This window comes from Streptomyces sp. NPDC059247, from assembly GCF_042754005.1.
Lineage (GTDB): Bacteria > Actinomycetota > Actinomycetes > Streptomycetales > Streptomycetaceae > Streptomyces.
In genome coordinates this window covers 818,689-836,947 of record NZ_JBHYZW010000001.1, presented here as the reverse complement: position 1 = coordinate 836,947, position 18,259 = coordinate 818,689, and the positions used below count along the sequence as shown (strand labels likewise).

Annotated in this window: 12 protein-coding genes and 1 riboswitch; of the genes, 5 read left to right on the top strand and 7 right to left on the bottom strand. The window is 73.2% G+C overall.

The annotated features are described in order from the left end of the window. Positions 1-178: 178 nt before the first annotated feature. The 7 genes from ACFXGN_RS03470 to ACFXGN_RS03440 form a co-directional block, all read right to left on the bottom strand. The gene (locus ACFXGN_RS03470) at positions 179-853 is read right to left on the bottom strand and encodes a 4'-phosphopantetheinyl transferase (protein ID WP_384852824.1); all 675 of its coding nucleotides are present in this window, start codon (positions 851-853) and stop codon (positions 179-181) included. Next, entirely contained in the window at positions 850-1,416 is a 567-nt protein-coding gene (locus ACFXGN_RS03465; RefSeq protein WP_384852821.1) for a GNAT family N-acetyltransferase, read from the bottom strand. Before ACFXGN_RS03465 ends, ACFXGN_RS03470 begins: the two co-directional genes overlap by 4 nt. Positions 1,417-1,925: 509 nt before the next feature. Then, positions 1,926-3,575, bottom strand: a complete 1,650-nt coding sequence (locus ACFXGN_RS03460) for a glycosyl hydrolase family 8 (RefSeq protein WP_384852818.1) — start codon at positions 3,573-3,575, stop codon at positions 1,926-1,928. Between the two features lie 145 nt (positions 3,576-3,720). Next, complete coding sequence (locus ACFXGN_RS03455; protein WP_384852816.1) at positions 3,721-4,818, bottom strand: AI-2E family transporter; 1,098 nt, start codon at positions 4,816-4,818, stop codon at positions 3,721-3,723. 304 nt (positions 4,819-5,122) lie between these two features. After that, entirely contained in the window at positions 5,123-5,860 is a 738-nt protein-coding gene (locus ACFXGN_RS03450; RefSeq protein ID WP_384852813.1) for a 4'-phosphopantetheinyl transferase family protein, read from the bottom strand. A gap of 256 nt (positions 5,861-6,116) precedes the next feature. Continuing rightward, the gene (locus tag ACFXGN_RS03445) at positions 6,117-6,350 is read right to left on the bottom strand and encodes an acyl carrier protein (protein WP_384852812.1); all 234 of its coding nucleotides are present in this window, start codon (positions 6,348-6,350) and stop codon (positions 6,117-6,119) included. 70 nt (positions 6,351-6,420) lie between these two features. Next, a complete protein-coding gene (locus ACFXGN_RS03440; RefSeq protein ID WP_384852809.1) occupies positions 6,421-7,278 on the bottom strand; it encodes a hypothetical protein in 858 nt (285 codons plus the stop codon). 482 nt (positions 7,279-7,760) lie between these two features. Between ACFXGN_RS03440 and ACFXGN_RS03435 the strand changes: the two genes are divergently transcribed. The 5 genes from ACFXGN_RS03435 to ACFXGN_RS03415 all read left to right on the top strand — a co-directional run bounded on the left by ACFXGN_RS03435 (position 7,761) and on the right by ACFXGN_RS03415 (position 17,815). Next, on the top strand, positions 7,761-8,936 hold the full coding sequence (locus tag ACFXGN_RS03435) for a phytanoyl-CoA dioxygenase family protein (protein ID WP_384852807.1): 1,176 nt from the start codon (positions 7,761-7,763) through the stop codon (positions 8,934-8,936). Then, on the top strand, positions 8,918-10,303 hold the full coding sequence (locus ACFXGN_RS03430; protein ID WP_384852805.1) for a DUF6271 family protein: 1,386 nt from the start codon (positions 8,918-8,920) through the stop codon (positions 10,301-10,303). The genes ACFXGN_RS03435 and ACFXGN_RS03430 overlap by 19 nt, the downstream gene beginning before the upstream one ends. Further along, positions 10,300-12,057 (top strand): condensation domain-containing protein, encoded by a 1,758-nt coding sequence (locus ACFXGN_RS03425; RefSeq protein WP_384852802.1) that lies wholly within the window; start codon positions 10,300-10,302, stop codon positions 12,055-12,057. Before ACFXGN_RS03430 ends, ACFXGN_RS03425 begins: the two co-directional genes overlap by 4 nt. Beyond that, positions 12,054-13,364: an MFS transporter gene (locus ACFXGN_RS03420; RefSeq protein WP_384852800.1), complete on the top strand. Its 1,311-nt coding sequence runs from the start codon at positions 12,054-12,056 to the stop codon at positions 13,362-13,364. Before ACFXGN_RS03425 ends, ACFXGN_RS03420 begins: the two co-directional genes overlap by 4 nt. 185 nt (positions 13,365-13,549) lie before the next feature. After that, positions 13,550-17,815, top strand: a complete 4,266-nt coding sequence (locus ACFXGN_RS03415; protein ID WP_384852798.1) for a glycosyl hydrolase family 18 protein — start codon at positions 13,550-13,552, stop codon at positions 17,813-17,815. 268 nt (positions 17,816-18,083) lie between these two features. Continuing rightward, positions 18,084-18,156: riboswitch (cobalamin riboswitch) on the top strand. The last annotated feature ends 103 nt before the right edge of the window (positions 18,157-18,259 follow it).

The following is an 18,259-nucleotide window of genomic DNA, read 5'->3' as shown; positions in this document are numbered from 1 at the left end:
CATGGGTCCCCGGCGGCTCTCCCCGCGCCCGGACGATGTCGGTGCGGCCGTGTCCGCGCAGGTCGGCGGGGTGCCCGCGCCCCGCGGTCCCGCCCCGTGCCACGGTCGCCTCCCCTTCCCCGTACGGCTCAGGGCGTGCCGGTCCCCGGCTCCGACGGACCGCGGGTGGGGGGACCGGTCACCGGGGCAGGACGATCGCGGTGAGGACCAGCCCGTCGTGCGCCAGCCAGCGTCCGGTGAAGCCGTCGTACCGGGTGCCGCCGGCCGTCGCGCCGGGGACCAGCAGCCGGGCGCGGAAGGTGCCTTCGTGGGGCGAGGTCCGGTCGCCCGGGGTGAACTCCACCTCCGCCTCGTCGAATCCCAGTTCGCGCCGGGTCAGCGGGTACCACGTCTTGAAGACGCTCTCCTTGGCGCTGAACAGCAGCCGGTCCCAGGGCAGTCGAGGGGCGCGGGAGGCGAGGTCCGCGAGATGGCCGCGCTCGCCGGGGAGCGACACGACGTCGAGGACGCCGTCGGGCAGGGGCCCCGCGGGCTCCGCGTCGATGCCGATCGACAGGACGTCCGTGGTCCTGGCGAGCGCGGCGGCCCGGTAGCCCTCGCAGTGGGTCATGCTCCCGGCCACGCCCTCCGGCCAGCGCGGCTCCCCGCGCGGACCGCGCGTCAGCGGGGTCGCGGGCATACCTATCCGGCGCAGTGCCAGGCGGGCGCAGAGGCGTACGGTGGCGAACTCCCGGCGCCGTACCTCCACGGCGCGGGTGAGGAGGGCCTCCTCCTCGGGGAAGAGGGTCACCGGTTCGGTGTCGTCGGACCGCCAGGCCGTGGCGACGACGTCGGGGACGAGCCGTTCGATCACCGGTCCCGCCCCGGGCCGTCGAGGTCGAGGTCGATCCAGTAGCGGCGCCTGGTGCCGTACGCGCCGGAGCGGACGTCCTCCAGGACGCCGCCGTTGCGTTCGATCGTCCGCGCCGAGCCGGGGTTGTCCTCGTCGCAGGTGAGGAGCACCCGGTCGAGTCCGAGGGCGCGGGCGCGGGGCAGGAGAGCGGCGAGGGCGCGGGTGGCGACGCCCCGGCGGCGGGCGGAGGGCCGGACGCTGTAGCCGATGTGGCCGCCCGCCTCCAGGAGGAAGTCGTTGAGGGAGTGGCGCAGTTCGGCGGCGCCGAGGTACGTGTCGTCCTCGACGATCCACAGGTACGTGGCGTGGACCCGGCCGGGGGCGGCGGGCACGGCGGGGTCGCCCTGTCCGCGCAGTCGCTCCGTCCAGGCGGCGAAGTCCTCGGGCCCGTCGGGTCCGCCCTCGGGCACGAGGCCCAGTCCGGCACCGTCCTGCCGCGCGCCGGGGCCGTCGACGGGCCACTCCCGGAACGCCTCCAGCCAGGAGGAGCGCAGGTGAGCGGTGGGTGCGATCAGATCGAGCATGTCCGTGACTCTACCGAGGCACGGGGACGGGGCCGCCGCCGCGCCCGCCCTCCGGACCGGGGCGGGAAACCGGGGCCGGGGCCGTTGGCCCTCCGGGCGGACCACGGCCGCACGGGACGAGGCCGGGCCCGTACGAGAAGGGGATCGGACCCCTGTACGGGAAGGGTCCGGGTTCCCGTACGGGTATGAGTCCGGGTTCCCGTACGGGAAGGGTCCGGACCGCGTACGGGAAGGGTCCGGGTCTCGTACGGGGCAGAGCCCGAGTCCCGTACGGGCAGAGGCGCGCCCCCTACGGGCGGGTGCCTGGTCCCGTGGGGGTCGGGGGCTCTGGCTCGCTGCCCTGCCTGGCCCGGCCTTCCGTCGCACCCGGTCGCCGGGCCGCACCGGACCCGGCCCACCGCCGGGGAGTCCGCGGCGGCGCGGCCTCCCCTGTGGTGCCCGGTCGCGTCGGCCGGACGCCCCTCACCGCCCTGTCCGTCGCGAGGTGAGGGGCGTCGGCCGGGGCGGGGTTACGGGACCCAGTGGTTGCCGGAGACCGTGATCATGACCTGGAGCTGGATGCTCGCGGAGAAGTAGCTGCTGGTGTCGATCGGGGTGGCCAGCATCTTGTTCCACAGGGCGTCCAGCCACGCCTGGCTGCCCGGGTCCGTCATCGCCGCGACCGCGAACGGGGCGAAGAAGGCGGCCTCGCTGCCGGAGGAGATCTGGGTGCCGTTGAGCTTGTAGCCGATGGCGATCTTGTTGGGGTCGCCGCCCGTCTTCGTCTTGATCCAGCCGTTCATCTTGCGTGCGGCGGCGAGCGAAGTGGCGTCCCCGCTGGTCACGGCGTCGTCGGCGATGCGCCAGGGGGTGCGACAGGCGTTCCACCAGTAGGCGCCGTCGTTCGGGTCCTCCAGGACCTTGCCGGGGGCGGGCTTGGGCGTGGTGCCGGTGTCGACGACGAAGTCGGGCAGCAGACCGGTGCCGGAGGCGTAGGTCGACTGGAGGCGGGAGATCTGGGTCTGGTGCGCGGTGCGCACGGCGTCCCAGGTGGTGTCGCCGGTGGCGGCGCGGAAGGCCCGGAAGTGGTCGACCATCCAGTCCGAGGTGCGGGTGATCCAGTAGTACTGGTCGCCCGGGCTGCTCCAGTCGCCGAGCTTCAGGAGCTTGCTCGTCGGGTTGAGCTCGTCCTTCTTGATCGCGGCGATGTGCTTGAGGGCGAGGCCCTTGTAGTCGTACGTGCCGGTGCTGCCCCACTGCTTGTCGGCGAGGAGCAGGCCGTAGGCGACGTCCATGTCACCGTCGGTGGCTCCGTCGCCGCCGTTGACGCTCTTGCAGGCGGTGTCCTGTTCGGCGGCGAGCAGGTCCGGGTTGACCGAGGACGGGTGGTCGATCTTCCACTTCACCAGACCGTCGAAGATCTTCTTGGCCTCGGGGTCGGCACCGGCCATCGTGGCGGTGACGACCATCCCGTAACCCTGGGCCTCGGCGACGTAGGGGTGGTCGGCGTCGGGCGAGATGACCTGGTACCAGCCGTTGCCGCAGTTCTGGCGGACGAAGGCGGACTTCCACCGGTTGTAGTAGTCGACGACCTTCTGGTCGTTCGACGCCTGGGCGCCGGAGGGCTTCAGGGTGCCCGCCGCGTAGGGCTTGAGGTGGCTGCCGAAGGGCACGGCCGTCGTCCCGCCGCCGTCGCCCCCGCCGCTGGGCGCGCCGTACACCTCGAACTCCCAGAGGGAGTAGCCGTACGCGGTGCCGCGCCCGGTGCCGTACACACGGACGTACCGGCCGCTGCCGGAGACCGTCAGGTCGTCGACGGCGCCGTCACCGGTGGTGGTGGAGTAGACGTCGGTCCAGGTGGTCCCGTCGGCCGAGGTCTGGACGCGGTACGCCTTGCCGTAGGCGGCCTCCCAGTTGAGCTTCACCCGGGAGACGGTGTGGTTCGCCCCGAGGTCGACGCGGATCCACTGCGGATCGACCCCTTCGAGGCTCGCCCAGCGGGTGCCCGTGCTGCCGTCCACCGCGAGACCGGCTCCGAACGCCGGGCTCTCGACGGACGAGGCGGTCACCGCCTTTCCGGTGGACACCGGGCCGTCGGCGGCCCGTGCCTGCGGCAGGACCGTCAGGGGCACCGCCAGCAGGCCCGCGAGCCCGAGAAGCGAGACGCTTCTTCGACGCATGACAACTCCCTTTCCTCCATGGCCAATGGTTAGGAAATATTCCTAACCATTGGCGGGAGAGTAGAGAGGGCGACAGCGCCGCGCAATACCCCGGACGGCAACGGAGAGGTGAACTCCGCTGGCCACCGTCTTTTCTGACGATCTCTCAGGATTCCTTCGGAACGGGTGGGTTCGACGGCGGTTCCGCCGCCGCGCGCCGGGCGTCCCGCAGCGCCGTGTGGACCGACCAGACGACCGAGACCAGCGGTACGGCCACCACGGCGCCGACGATGCCCGCGGCGATCGATCCCGCGACCACCGAGAGGGCGACGACCAGCGGATGGAGCCGGACGGCCCGGCTCATGACGAGCGGATGCAGCAGATGGCCCTCGATCTGGCCGATCACCACGATCAGGGCGATCACGATCCCCGCCACCAGCGGCCCCTTCGCGGCGAGCGCCACGACGGTGGCGACCGCGAGGGCGACCGGCGAGCCGATCAGCGGCACGAACGCGGCGAGGAACTCCAGCAGGGCGAGCGGCACCGCGAGCGGCACGCCGAGCAGCCACAGCGCCACCCCGACGAGCACCGCGTTCGTCGCGGCCACCAGGACGATGCCGTGGGTGTAGCCGGTGAAGGTGCGCCAGGCGGCGCGCCCGGCGATGCCCGTGCGGCCCCGGACCGAGAGGGGCAACTGCTCCTGGAACCAAGCCCATTGGCGGTCCCCCGAGTAGAGGAAGAAGACGGAGCAGAACACCGCGAGGGCCAGCGCGGTGAACACCGCGACCACCTGGCCCGCCCCGCTCAGGGCCGTGCTCAGCAGGGCCGAGCGATGACTGGAGAGGAACTCCCCCGCCTTGTCCTGGAGGTCGGCGAGCGCCCCCGGGTCGAGCCGGAACGGCGGCCGTTCCAGCCAGTCCTCGATCCGGCCGATCCCCTCCCGGAACTCCCGGACCAGCGTCGTCCGCTCGCCCGCGACCGCCTCGCCGACGAGGGTGAGCACGCCGAGGACGAGGGCCGCGCCCCCGAGGAGGGTGACGGCGACGGCCGGGCCGCGCGGCAGCCGCCGGGCGAGCAGATCGGCGACGGGCCGCAGGAGCGCGGTGACCACCAGGCCCAGGAAGACGGCGACGCCGATCTCGTGGAAGCGCCCGAGCACCGCGAACAGGCCGTACACGAACGCGCCGACGACGATGAGGCGCCACGCGTAGGCGGCGGCCGTGCGGAGGAAGGGGTTCACCTTCGGTGCTGTGCCTGGCTGCATGGCCAACGGCCTACCACCCGCGACGCCCGCCTGTCGCAGGGATCACAGGCCGGACGCCGGGATCTCCGCCGATCGGCCGCGTCCCACGGGCGGGACGGGCGCCCGTCCGGCGTCCCCGTCCTCCCCGGCGCTTCCTTACGGGCCGACCCGCCGTCGGGGGCCGTACGCCCTCGAAGTGAGCGGCCCGTCCACGGCGGACGGGGGCGGATGGGCGGACCGTACGCCGAGGCGCCGGAGCCGGAGTGAGAAGGGCCTCACCCAAGTGGTCCGCACGGTCGGCGTCCGCGTCCGCGTCCCGTAGCCGTCACGGCCCGAGCGGTCCGAGAGCGGCGAGGACCGTCACCGGACCGGTGCCCGCCACGGCGGCCACGGCGGCCCGGCGGTCGTCAGTCCATTCGAGCAGCCGGAGGACGGGCCGGGAGCCGAAGCCGGACGGGTCCGGGCCGTCCGTGGAACCGCCCCCGGCGGTCCGGGACGGGTCGGCCCTGGCGTCTCCCCCGGCGGTACCGGACGGACCCGTGTCGGCGCCCGCCTCGAACCCGGCGGTCCCGGACGGGCTCACGTCGGCGCCCGCCTTGAACAGGGCCTCCCTGCGGACCCACAGCCGGAGCAGTTCCGGGCCGGGGTCCGGCAGGGCCGCCGCCGCGCGCAGTCCGGTCTCCGGCAACAGCCGCCGCAGCACCCGTAGAGAACCCGGTCGCCGGGCCGCCGGTTCCACGTCGACGCCGATCGGCCCCGGCCCGACGGCTGCGGCGACCACCCCGTCGGCGTGGCTCAGGCTGACGCCGGTCCCGGGACGACCGGGCAGGTAGGGGCGGCCGTGGCCGTGCCGTCCGCAGTCGGGGCACCACTGGGCCGGGGCCGCCCCCGTGACCGGAAGCCCGGTGAACCGCGCGGCGCAGAGCCGTACGAGCAGACGGGCCGCCAGCGCGTCGGCCCTGCGTTCCGGCAGCCGGGCGGCGGCCAGTCGGCGCAGTTCCCAGTCCTCGAGGAGCCCTTCGTGCAGTTCCGGCAGGGCGAGGACCTCCCGGGTGGTCGCCACGGCGGCGACGGCCGGGCGCGGGTCCGGGACCGGCGCCGCGTCCGCCCGGGGCGAGGGCTCCGGAGGTACGGCCCCCGGCACCCGTCCCCGCGGGGGTTCCGGTCCCGGGTCGCGCCCGGCCCCCGGCCACGGGGCTCGCCCCGCCCCGGGGTCCCGTACGGACTCCGTCCCGGAGGCCCGTGCGGTCCCCGGCAGCGGTGCTCGTACGGCCCCCGGTCCCCGTCCCGCGACGGGTCCCGCGTTCACGGACGGAGGCTCATCCGGTGGTGCTCAGGAAGCGCTCCCGCACCCGGCCCAGGGTGCGGAAGTCGTCGATGGTGACGTCCTGGAGGTCGATGCTGGTGCCGGAGAGCTCCTCCAGCAGGTCGATGAACTCCAGGAAGTCCATCGAGTCGATGAGCCGGGCCTCGATGAGGTCCTCGTCGGTGTCGATCGGGCCGTCGAGGCCGGGGTTCTTCTCGTGCAGCCACTCGGTGATGCGGACGTCCATGGGAAAAGATCTCTCCTCGGGTGTCGAGTCTGTCAGGTCGTGTCGGGTGCGGGCGGGCGCGGCGGGCGCCTCAGGAGCGGGCGTCGCGGAGCCGGTCGAGGGCCCGCTCGGGGGTTCCGTGGGTGAGGATCATGGTGTGGACCCAGCGTTCGAGGCCGAAGGCGACGCAGGCGCTGTAGGCGGGCCCGGCCGAACCGGCGCGGATGTCGAGGCGCTCCCCGAAGAAGTTGCGGTGGCGGTTCACGGAGGCGATGGCGGTGCCGTCGGGCGCGCAGAACTCGTGCTTGACCGGGTCGAGGGCCATCAGCCGGGCGCGGGAGCCGCCCTTGTCGTAGAACGGGTCGTCGGCGACGGCCCGCTTCAGTTCCAGGCCCAGGAGACCGGCGGCCTCCTGGATGAACTCGGCTCCCCGGTCGAGGTGGTCGAGGGAGCCCTGCTTGGTGCCGATGTAGACGACCTCGCGCATGTGGAAGCCCCACAGGCGGCGCAGTCCGTCGTAGTGGGTCTCGTTGCGGAAACAGCGTCCGGCGGCGGACAGCCGGAGGCCGTCCTCGCCCACGTCCCGGCCCTCCAGGGAGAGCAGCAGCCCGTAGCAGGTGGCGGAGGGCAGCAGATAGCCGGTGGGGCTGAGGGGCAGCTCTCCCGGGGCCTCTCCGGTGGCGAGGCCGTCGAGCGCGTCGGGGGCGAACCGCCCCGCGGACACCCCGAGATGGGGGAAGTTGCGGAAGAAGTCGAGCCGGGCGAGGCTCTCGACGGACAGCAGCGGAGGGCCGACGACCTCGGGCGCGGAGAGGCGCGCGGCCAGTCCGGTGAGCAGGTCGTCCAGACCGTGCAGGAGGGCGGTGTGGACGGGGTCCAGCGTGATCAGCCCCGGGCCGGGGCTCTTCAGGCCACTGTCCGGCAGGACCGTGGTGCTGGGTGTGCTCATGGAAAACCGCTCCCTCTGGGGACGTGTGAACAGTCAGGGGTGTCGGCCGGTGGGCGGAACGAAAGCGCTGCGGCCACGGTGATCCGGGGCCGCCGGTGCGCTGCCACGGGTCCGCGGGGTCAGGGCGGACATCCGTGCGCATGGTCGTCGTTGACCGCGGGGCGCGGCGAAGAAGGCCGGCTGATTCCCCCTAGGAAACCGGACCGCGCACCGGGGACACTAGGCGAGTTCCGCAGCCGTTGTCTAGACCAAAGGTGCCGACCCGCCGGGGCAACTCCGCATATTGAGATGACACTTGACAACAGCTATGGTCTAAACCAATTCTGCTGAATGACCAGGTCGGGGCACCCGTGCGTCCCCCGGCCGCTTCCTGTCCCGCCGTCTGCCACCGGCCCCGCGCCGAGGGCCGCCGCGTGCTGCTCCGGGCGACCGTACCCGACGAGCCGGACCACCTCCCCCGACTCCCGTTCTGGAGGGACCCCATGACGTCACCCGCACCCCGCCGTCCCCGTCCGCGCCTTCACCGGGCGCCCTCGGACCGCCCCTACCTCAGCGCGGACGGCGAGTCCTACCTCGCCCAGACCACCCTGCGGGAGCTGGAGAAGACCCGCCCGCTGCGGGTCCTGTCCGAAGAGGACTTCGCCCACTGGCAGACGTACGGCTACGTCATCGTCCGCGAGGCGATACCCGCGGCGGACGCCCGCCGCCTCCTCGACTTCACCTGGGAGTTCCAGGGACTCGACCCGGAGCGCCCGGACAGCTGGTACGAGGACCGCCCGTTCCGCTCCGAGCTCGACCAGCAGCTGCACGTCTACGGCTTCGTCGAGGCGTACCACCACCAGCTGCTCTGGGACAACCGCCAGTCCCAGCGGGTCTACGACGCCTTCGTGGACGTCTGGGACTGCGAAGAGCTGTGGGTGACCCTCGACCGGCTCAACCTCAACCCGCCCAACAGGGGCAACCGCGACCGCGCCCTCATCGAGGCCACCGACCGGGGCTTCGACATCGAACTCCACTGGGACATCGACACCACCCTCGGCGTCCCGCCGCAGCGGGTCCAGGGGATCATCGCGCTGAACGACACCCGGCCCGAGTCCGGCGGCTTCCAGTGCAACCCCGAGCTGTTCCGCCGCTTCGAGGAGTGGAAGATCGCCCAGCCGGCCGACCGCGACCCGCTCCGCCCCGACGTCGACCGCGCCGAGTACCCCGTCGTCCGCCCCGATCTGCACCCCGGCGACCTGCTGATCTGGAACGGCCTCCTCGCCCACGGCGTGGCCCGCAACACCTCCGACGACCAGGTCCGGGCGGTCCAGTACCTCTCGATGATGCCCGCCCTGGAGGAGCACGAGCGGCTCCGGCGCTCCCGCGTCGACTCCTGGCGCCATCTGCGCACCCCGCGCTGGAACCGGACCCTCGTCGGCGACCCGGTCCTGCACGAGTCCAAGCGCTACCCGACCGCCGCCCTCGACGAACTGGGCAGCCGCCTCCTCGGCCTGACCTCGTGGCACGGCACCGACGAGCTCACGGTCCCGGACAACACCACGACGGCCGCCGCCGCCCCGGCCGCCCCGGCAGCCCAGGGCACCCCGGCCGCTCCCGGCGACGCGCCCGTCACGGCCGGGCAGGGCGGGGAGCCGTCGTGCGCCGCGTCTGCCTGACCCTCCCCACCAACCGCGCCTGCGCCGAGACGATCCGGGCCGTCGCCGAGGAGGCGGCCCACGGGGCCCGTCACTTCGGCGTCGAGGTACGGCTGCTGATCCTGGACTCCTCCGAAGCCTCCGTGCTCGCCGGACACCGGGCCGCCGTCGCCGCGCTCCCCCCGGCCCCCGGCGTGGTCACCCACCACTTCGACGAGGCCGAGCAGCGGGACTTCCTGCGGGAGGTGATCACCGCCTCCGGCGTCACCGCACCGGACCGGGTCCTCGACCTGATGCTGCCGGCCGACGTCTCCTACGGGGCCTGCACCAACCGCGCCTTCCTCATCGCCGAGGCCCTGGGCTGCTCCTCGGTCCACCGCAGGGACTCGGACAGCCGCTACCAGCACCTGGACGGCGCACCGGTGTTCCCCCTCCACCACGAGCTGGCGTCGCTCGGGCGGCGCGCCGGGGAACTGGCCGGACAGGTCACCCGGAGCAGGCTCGACCCGGCCCTCGCGGACCGGCCCGTGGCCATGGTCGGCGGCTCCTTCGTGGGCGAGATGTCGGTGGACGTCGAGGAGATCCGCCGGATCGACCCCGCCGTGTACGAGGAGGTCGTCGGCCTGTCGCTGCCCGAGGGGTATCCGGAGATCTGGCGCAGGAACCTCGTCGCGGAGTCCTTCCGGGGCGCCGGGACCGCCAGGTTCACCGACGACCTCACCACCCTCACCACCGTCAGTCCGATGCGCGTCGACATGTGCAACATCGCCTTCGACCGCGCGGTGTACGCCCGGGTGCCGCTGCCTCCCGCCACCGACACCATCGGCAGCGACTACTTCCTCATCCACCTGGTCCACGACGCCCGCCTCCCCGGCGTCCTGCACAACCGACACATCGTCAACTTCCATACAGGTGAGCGTCGTTCCGACGAAGGATTCCTCGCCTACCACGTGCGCTTCGCCAAGTTCCTGCTGGCCGCCCCGCACCTCAACGCCGTCTACGCGGCGCTGAAGGAGTCCGGTGACGCCCTGCTCGACGGCGACGGGCACGTCCGCGCCGCCGCCGTCGCGCGAGCCGTACGCGACGGCGTCCGCACCGACCCCACGGAGAACATCCGGCGGCTCGACGTCCTCGACCGCGCCTACCGCACCCTGGGCGGGCGCTACACCACCGCCGCCGACACCCTCCGCGACCGCCGCGGCCGGCTCCTCGACGAAGCCGTCCGGGACATGGCGGACTTCGCCCTCCTGATCGACGCCTGGGAGGCCGTGACCCGCGCCGGACGCGAACACCCGCTCACCGCCCCGCCGCCGTCGGCCCGACCGGCCGACGCACCGGGGACCCGAGAACCCGCAGCAGCCCTCCGCTCCCCGAAAGGCATCGCATGAGCGAGCGAGCACCCTCGCTCCCGAGGACCAGCCACACCCTCACCGTCCCGTACACGGGCGGCGAGGAGCGCCGCGGCCCCGTCACCATGGGGCAGGCCAACATGATCCGCTGCATGGTGCGGGACGAGCCCGCGCACATCAACATCCACGACGTGTGGCCGGTCCCCGGGGGCACCCGGACGGAAGAGGCGGTGGACGCCCTGCGGGCGCTCGTGGTCCGCCACGAGGCCCTGCGCACCACCTTCCCGCACAGGGCCGAGGGCGCGCCCACCGAGCAGGTCGTGGCCGCCGGGGGCGAGTTCACCGTCACCGTTCTCGACCACGCCGAGCTTCCCGCCGAACCCGCCGCGTACGCGGAGGAGTTGGCCCGCGAGGCCCGCGCCGAACGCTTCCGGCTCGACCGGGATCCCGCCCTCCGGGTCTCCCTCGTCGCCCTGGACGGCGCGCCCGTCTTCGTCTCCCTCGCGGCGAGTCACGCCCTCACCGACGTCAGCGCCCTCGCCGTCCTCAAGGAGGAGTGGCTGGCCCTGCTCTCCGGCGAGGAGCTTCCTCCGCCGTCCTCGCTCGCCCCGCTCGACCTGGCCGCCGAGGAGTCGACCCCGGCCGGGCTGCGCAAGTCCCAGGCGTCGCTGCGCCATTGGGAGCGGATCATCCGCACCGGGCCCCAGGCCATGTTCGCGGAGCCGGGCGCCGAGGGCACCGAGATCCGGACGCCCCGGCTCGTGCTGCGCTCCGCGCGGGCCGCGCGCGCCCTGGCGGGTGTCGCCGAACGGACCGGCGGTCTGCCCGCCACCGTCCTGCTGACCGCCTGGTGCGCCCTGGTCGCCCACCGGGCCGGACAGAGCGAGTGCGTCGCGGCCGTCCCCACCTCCAACCGCTACCACCCCCGGCTCGCCCGCGCGGTGAACACCGTCTCGCAGGACGCGCTGCTCTCCCTCGACCTGCGGGTCGACGGCTTCGACACACTGCTGCGCAAGGCGTGGGGGGCGGCGCTCGGCGCCTACCGGCACAGCCAGTTCGACGCGCTCGCGCTGTGGGACATGATCGGCCGGACGACCTTCGAGCGGGGCGGCCAGTTCGCCCGGGACGTCGTCTTCAACGACGTCAGCACGCTCCCGGCGACCGTCGCCGAGACCACCGAGGACGCCACCGCCGAGCAGGGCGCGGAGCCGCCGGAGCTCGAACTGAGCTGGGGCCCCGACCAGGTGCTGCCCACCCGGGTCCTCACCTTCGTGTACGCGACCGCACCCGCCGTGCACCTCGCCACCTGGGCCGACCCGGCGCTGTTCTCCCGCGCCGAGGCCGAGGCCCTCCTCACCGGGCTCGTACGGCTCCTGGAGGCGGCGGCGGACGCCGACGTGCCGCTGGCCTCGCTCACCGAGGTCACCGGGGTCCGTCCGGCCGCGCGCGGCCCGGAGTGGGTCAGGACCGACGGGTCGTGGGTCTCGCCGCCGCTGGTCGCGGAGGCCCTGGGCAAGGCCCTCGGGGGCCTGCCCGTCCATGTCGTCGCGGACGCCCCCGGGGACGACGGGAGGGTGCCGGGCCTGACGGCGTTCGTCGCCGCGGGCGTCTCCCCCCTCACTCCGGCGGGCGCGCACACCGCGCTGATGGACGTCCTGCCCGGCCGTCCCGGCGTGCTGGCCCCGCGCCGTTACGTGATCGTCCGGGACGCCCCCGCCGGTGCGTCGGACGACGCGTGGCTCCGTCAGCAGATCCTCGTGGAAGGAACCGGCCGGGACCGGGATGTCACATGACCAAGGATGAGATGACCGCGCGACCGGAGCCGAGCGCTCCGCCCAGCCCGTGGCGGTCCAGCCGCTTCCGGCTGTTCTTCATGGCCCGCAGCACCTCGCTGCTGGCCGACGGAATGCTGATGGTGTCGCTGACCACCGCCGTCCTCGGGGCGGGGTACGGGGCGGCGGGCGTCGGGTACGCGCTGGCCGCGTGGATGGCGCCGATCGTGCTGCTCGTCCTGTTCGGCGGGGTGCTCGCCGACCGGTTCACCCCTCAGGTGATGATGGTCGGCGCCGACGTGGTCCGCATGGTGGCCATGCTCGTGCTGGCGCTGCTGCTGATCACCACGGACATCCGGCTGTGGCACATCATGGCCCTGCTGGCGCTGAGCGGCGCCGCGACCGCCATGTTCCAGCCGGGTCTCGCGAGCCTGGTGCCGCAGGTCGCCGAGGACATCCAGCGGGCCAACGCGCTGCTGCGGATCGCCGAGGCGATCTGCACCCTGCTGGGCCCCGGCGTCGCCGGACTCCTGGTGGCCTACTGGGACGTGGCCGGGTCGTTCGTCGTCATCGCGGCGGCGTACGCGCTCAGCGCGCTGGGCCTGGCCCCGCTGCGCAAGCTCGGCACCGTCCGGGACGAGAGCGACGACCCGATGCTGCGGCGGCTGGCCACCGGCTGGCAGGAGTTCCGCTCGCGGCCCTGGCTGTGGGGGGTCATCGCGGTCTGGTCGGTGTACGGGCTCCTCGTCTTCGGCCCGGCCCTGCCGCTGGGCGCTGCGCTGCTCACCGAGCAGCACGGGGCGAGCGGCTACGGCTGGATCGCCTCCGCCGACGGCGCGGGCACGATCGTCGGCGGTCTGCTCGGCATGAGGGTCCGGCCGCGCCGCCCGCTGGTCGCGGGGGCCTGTGCGATGTTCTTCTTCTCCCTCAATCCGCTGGCGCCCGCCCTGGGCTGGTCGTTCACCTGGACGGCGGTCACCGGGGTGATCGCGGGCTGCGGCTTCGCCTTCTGGGGCGTGATGTGGGCGACGAGCGTCCAGTCGCACATCCCGCTGGCCGTCCTCAGCCGGGTCTCGGCCTACGACGTGGCCGGTTCCATCATGGTCATCCCGCTGGGCCGCGCGCTGGCGGGCCCGGCGTCCGAGGCCGTGGGGGGCGCCGACCGGGTGCTGCTGTTCTCGTCGGTCATGGGCCTGGTGTGCATCGCCGTGATGCTGGCGATACCGGCGATCCGCGCCCTGGGCCGGGCGCCGGAGGAACGGCCGGGGGAGGACCTTCCGCCCGGGGGTCTCAAGACCTCGGAAGGCGAGGCGGCCCGTACGGCCTGACGGGTCCCCCGGCGGGCCCCGGCCGGGGCCCGTACCGCGCCGTCCCCGGCGTCGACGGCCCCGCGAGTCCCGTTGATCTTCTGTTGATCTTCCGTTGATCACCCACCGGCAGTGTCGGCCGTGTACGCCCCTGAGCACGGCCGACGCGCTGTCTCCGGGGCCGGAAGAGAACGGAAGGGAACACTGTGGCTGTACTGCCTGGACGAGGGCTCCTGAGACGGAAGACGGGACCCCCGGGGCGGGTCCCCCTGGTGTTCGGCCTGGTGGCGGCGCTGCTCGCGGGGCTCGTCGCCGCCGTCGGGACGGCGGCTCCCGCGCGGGCCGCCTCCTCGGACGACTCGTACGGCTGGCCGTACTACAAGAGCCTGGCCACGACGTCCAACCCCGACTGGATGCGACAGGTCCCGGACGAGACGCCGCTGGCGTTCCTGTCGATCCCCGGCAGCCACGACACCATGGCCTACTACGGCGGGGACCTGGCGACCACCCAGGAATGGCTCTGGGGCGGCGACTCGCGGACCAACCTGACCCAGCAGCTGAACTCCGGCATCCGGGCCCTCGACCTCCGGGTCTATCCCAACGGCCCCGAAGGCGACCGGCTGTGGCTGTACCACGGCATCGCGGGGCAGCACCACGCGCTGGGCGAGGGGGTGCTGGACCCGCTGACGAAGTGGCTCGACACGCATCCCGGCGAGACGGTCCTGGTCAGCTTCGCCAAGGAGGGCGGCGAGTGCGGCGGCCCGGCGGCGGGGCAGATGTCGCAGGAGCTGCGGAAGTACACCGACAGCGCCCGCTACGGCCGGTACTTCTGGAGCCCGTCCGTGCTGCGCCCGGCGGGCACCCCGGCGCCCGGGGCGCCGAAGATCGGGGAGGTGCGGGGGAAGATCGTCGTCAACACCTTCCGCGGCGCCTGCGGCGGCACGATCAGCGACTGGGGTCTGGCCGACGCGGACAACCCGCGCTACATCGAGAGCGCATACGACTTCATCGTCACGGACGCCAAGTGGAAGTGGGAGCGGGCCCGGACCACGATCGAGAGGGCCAGTGAGGACAAGGACCCGACCCACCTCTACTACACGTGGCTGAACGGAGCGGGCGGACCCGGGGACGGTCTGGCGGGCGGCTTCCCGTACCAGATCGCCGGAGGCTGGCGCGGCTACTGGGGCGTCAACCACTGGGCGTACGACTACCTGGAGCGGACCGACCTCGCCTTCAACACCGGTGTGGTCATGATGGACTACCCCGGTGGCGGGCTGCTCGCCCGGATCATCAACCGCAACCCCGGCCAGTCGGCGGAGCCGGTCCCGGTGGGCTGGAAGAGCACGGACCGGCGCAACTTCGCCACCAGCGGCGACCGCACGGTGCGGTCCGGGTTCAGCGGCCGGTGCCTGGAGGTGGACACGGGCGACGGCGGCGGACGGCGGGACGGCGGACGCGTGCGGCAGTGGACCTGCGGCCAGGGCGCCCAGCAGCAGTGGTCGTTCGACGAGGGGGGGCGGCTGGCGAACGTCCACAGCGGCATGTGTCTCGACGCCGACACGGCGAACGGGCGCGTACGGCAGGGGACCTGCGGCACCGGCGACAACCAGCGGTGGACGCTCACGGGAAGCTGGCTCAGGAACCAGGCGGCCAGCCGCTGCCTGGCCGTCACCGACGCCGACAACGGTTCGGAACTCGCCCTGAACGCCTGCGAGGGCGACGAGACCGACCGTCCCGGCACCCCCGCCAACCCGGTCACACCCCCGCCCGGCAAGGACCCGGCGGCGGCCGGGGACCCGGTGGACACCTCGCCCGACGACCGGGGCGTCAAGCCCGCCGCCGGTGGCGACTGCCGCCCGGACGGCCTCACCCCCGTTCCCGGCACCAGCCCCCGCTACTGCGACGTGTACGACGGCGCGGGCCGCGAGTGGCTCGGCAACGGGCGGACCCGGCGGGTCGTCGGCTACTTCACCGGCTGGCGCACCGGCGGCAACGGCGAGGCCCGCTATCTGGTGAAGAACATTCCCTGGAGCAAGGTCAGCCACGTCAACTACGCCTTCGCGCGGGTGGACTCGGGGAACCGGATCGCGGTCGGCCCGGAGGCCACCTCGCTCGCCTGGCCGGGCGTCGCCGGGGCCGAGATGGACACCTCGCTGCCGTACCGGGGCCACTTCAACCTGCTCACCCGCTACAAGCGGGCGCATCCGGCGGTGAAGACCCTGATCTCGGTGGGCGGTTGGGCCGAGACGACCGGCTTCTACCGGATGACCACGAACGCCGACGGTTCGGTGAACCAGGGCGGCATCGACACCTTCGCCGACTCGGTGGTCGCCTTCCTCGACCGGTACGGCTTCAACGGAGTGGACATCGACTTCGAGTACCCGTCGAAGCTGCCGCAGACCGGCAACCCGATGGACTGGTCGGGGATCGGAGAGGCCCAGCGCAAGGGCCTCGCGGACGGCTACAACGCGCTGATGCGGACGCTGCGGGCGAAGCTCGACGGAGCGGGCGCCGCCCAGGGCCGGTACTACCTGCTGACGTCGGCGGCCTCCGGCTCCGGCTACCTGGTGCGCGGATCGGACGCCCAACCAGCCCTCCAGTACCAGGACTTCGTCAATGTGATGACGTACGACCTGCACGGCTCCTGGAACAGCCACGTCGGTCCGCAGGCTCCGCTGTACGACGACGGCCGGGACTCCGAGCTGATCGCCGCCAAGGGCGGCAGCGTGTACGACACCCCCGAGTTCGGCAGGACCGGCTACTTCAACACCGACTGGGCCTACCACTACTACCGGGGCGCGCTCCAGCCCGGCCGGATCAACCTCGGTCTGCCCTACTACACCCGTGGCTGGCGGAACGTCAGCGGTGGTGTCGGCGCCGGGTTGTGGGGCGAGGCCAAGGCGGACCAGTCGACGTGCCAGCCCGGGACCGGGCTCAACGGTCAGGCGTGCGGCGACGGCGCCACCGGGGTGGACAACCTCTGGCACGACCGCGATCCGTCCGGCCGGGAGATAGCGGCCGGGTCGAACCCGATGTGGCACGCGAAGAACCTCCAGGACGGCAGGACCCCGCGCTATCTGTGGAACTACGGCATCGACCCGGCGGCTCCGCTCCCCGGCCCCTACCAGCGGCAGTACGACGACACCCTCAAGGCGCCGTGGCTGTGGAACGGGACGACCAGGACGTTCCTGTCCACCGAGGACGAGCAGTCCGTGGACGCCAAGGCCCGGTACGTCGCCGACAAGGGCATCGGCGGGGTCATGGTGTGGGAGCTGGCCGGTGACTACACCCGCCGGGACAACGGCGAATGGGGCATCGGGCACGATCTGACGACCCGGCTCGACACGGCCCTGCGGGGCGCGGCCCCGTACGGCTCCGAGCGGGCGGGCCGGGCGCTGCCGAAGCAGGTCGTGGACGTGACGGCCGAGCTGGTCGACTACGGCACTGACCTGTATCCGCTCCGGCCGAAGCTGCGGATCACCAACAGGTCCCGGGTGCCGCTGGCCCAGGGCACCGAGATCGCGTTCGACCTGCCGACCTCCACGTCGGCACTGGTCAAGGACGGCAACTGGAAGGAGCTGCCGGGCCTGACCCCCGGCCACCAAGGCTCCAACGCCGGTGGGCTGAAGGGCGACTTCCACCGGCTGACGCTCAAGCTCGGCTACTGCGAGGACGTCCCGGCGGGCAAGTCGAAGGACATCGACCTCACGTACTACCTGCCGGTCACCGGCCCCTCGAACATCACGTTCAGGATCGGCGGGCAGGAGTACGGCTCCACCAGCGACGCCCGGCGCGCGGTGACCGTGACGGACCCGCCCGCGCCCACCGCGGGGAACACCTGCGAGGCCGCTCCCTGGGGCAGGCACGCCTACAACCCGAACCCGTCGTTCGCGTTCTGGCAGACCGGCGACCAGTGGATCATCGAGGACCGCAACAGCGGCAACGTGCTGGACCACCCGGGCGGTTGGGGCGACGCGCACCTGATGGACAAGCAGAACGGCAACCGGAACCAGCTGTGGACCGTCGCGGAGGACGGCGGCTCCGGGTGGTACCGGATCAAGTCCGCCAGCGGCGGCCACGACCAGTGCCTCGGGGCCACCACGGCGGGCGGCACCCTGACCGTACGGGACTGCGACGGCGCGGTGCCCCAGTGGTGGCGGCTGGCCCCGCTCGACGCGGACGGGAGACCGCAGCTCGACCGCACGGTCTCCGGCCGTCCGGCACACGGCGGCTCGTACGCCCTGGCCGCCTACGCCGACGGGGAGAACTGGTGGACGGCACCGGCCCACCTCGCCGCCCCACGGGACTCCGGCACCGCCCCCGGCACCAAGATCGTCGCCGGGGACACCCAGGGCGCCCGCGCCTCCACGGTGTCGTGGAACGGTTTCCGCTGGCGCGCCAAGTGGTGGAACAGGGCCGGTGACGAACCGGGAGTGAGCGACTCCTGGCAGAAGCTCGGCCCGACTCCCTGACACCGGCTCCGCCCCGGGTCCGGCCCGCCGTACGACACGGTGGGCCGGACCCGGGGCGGACCGGGTGAACCCGGGGTGGGCCCTGACGCCCTGTGGGGGCGCCGACCGGGTGCGCCGACCGGGGTGAGGGAGAACCGCACGGCACAAGCGGCTTCCGGCCCCTGTGCCAACTGAGCTGGAGGGCAACCCCTGTTCACCGTGGGAATCCGACCGTACGATTCAACTGCCCGGCCGGTCCGGGCACCCAACTGAATGGTCGTGTGACCTGGGGGAAGCCGGTGGGAATCCGGCGCTGACCTGCAACCGTGTGGGGCGCTCGCGCGCCCCGAGCCGGGAAGCCCAGCACATGGCCGTACCGCTTCCCCTGTCATGGTCTGCAGCGCGGAGCCTGGAGCCGTCATCCCGTCGGCAGCCCGTTCCCGGCTGTCGCGGCGGAGCTGGCGG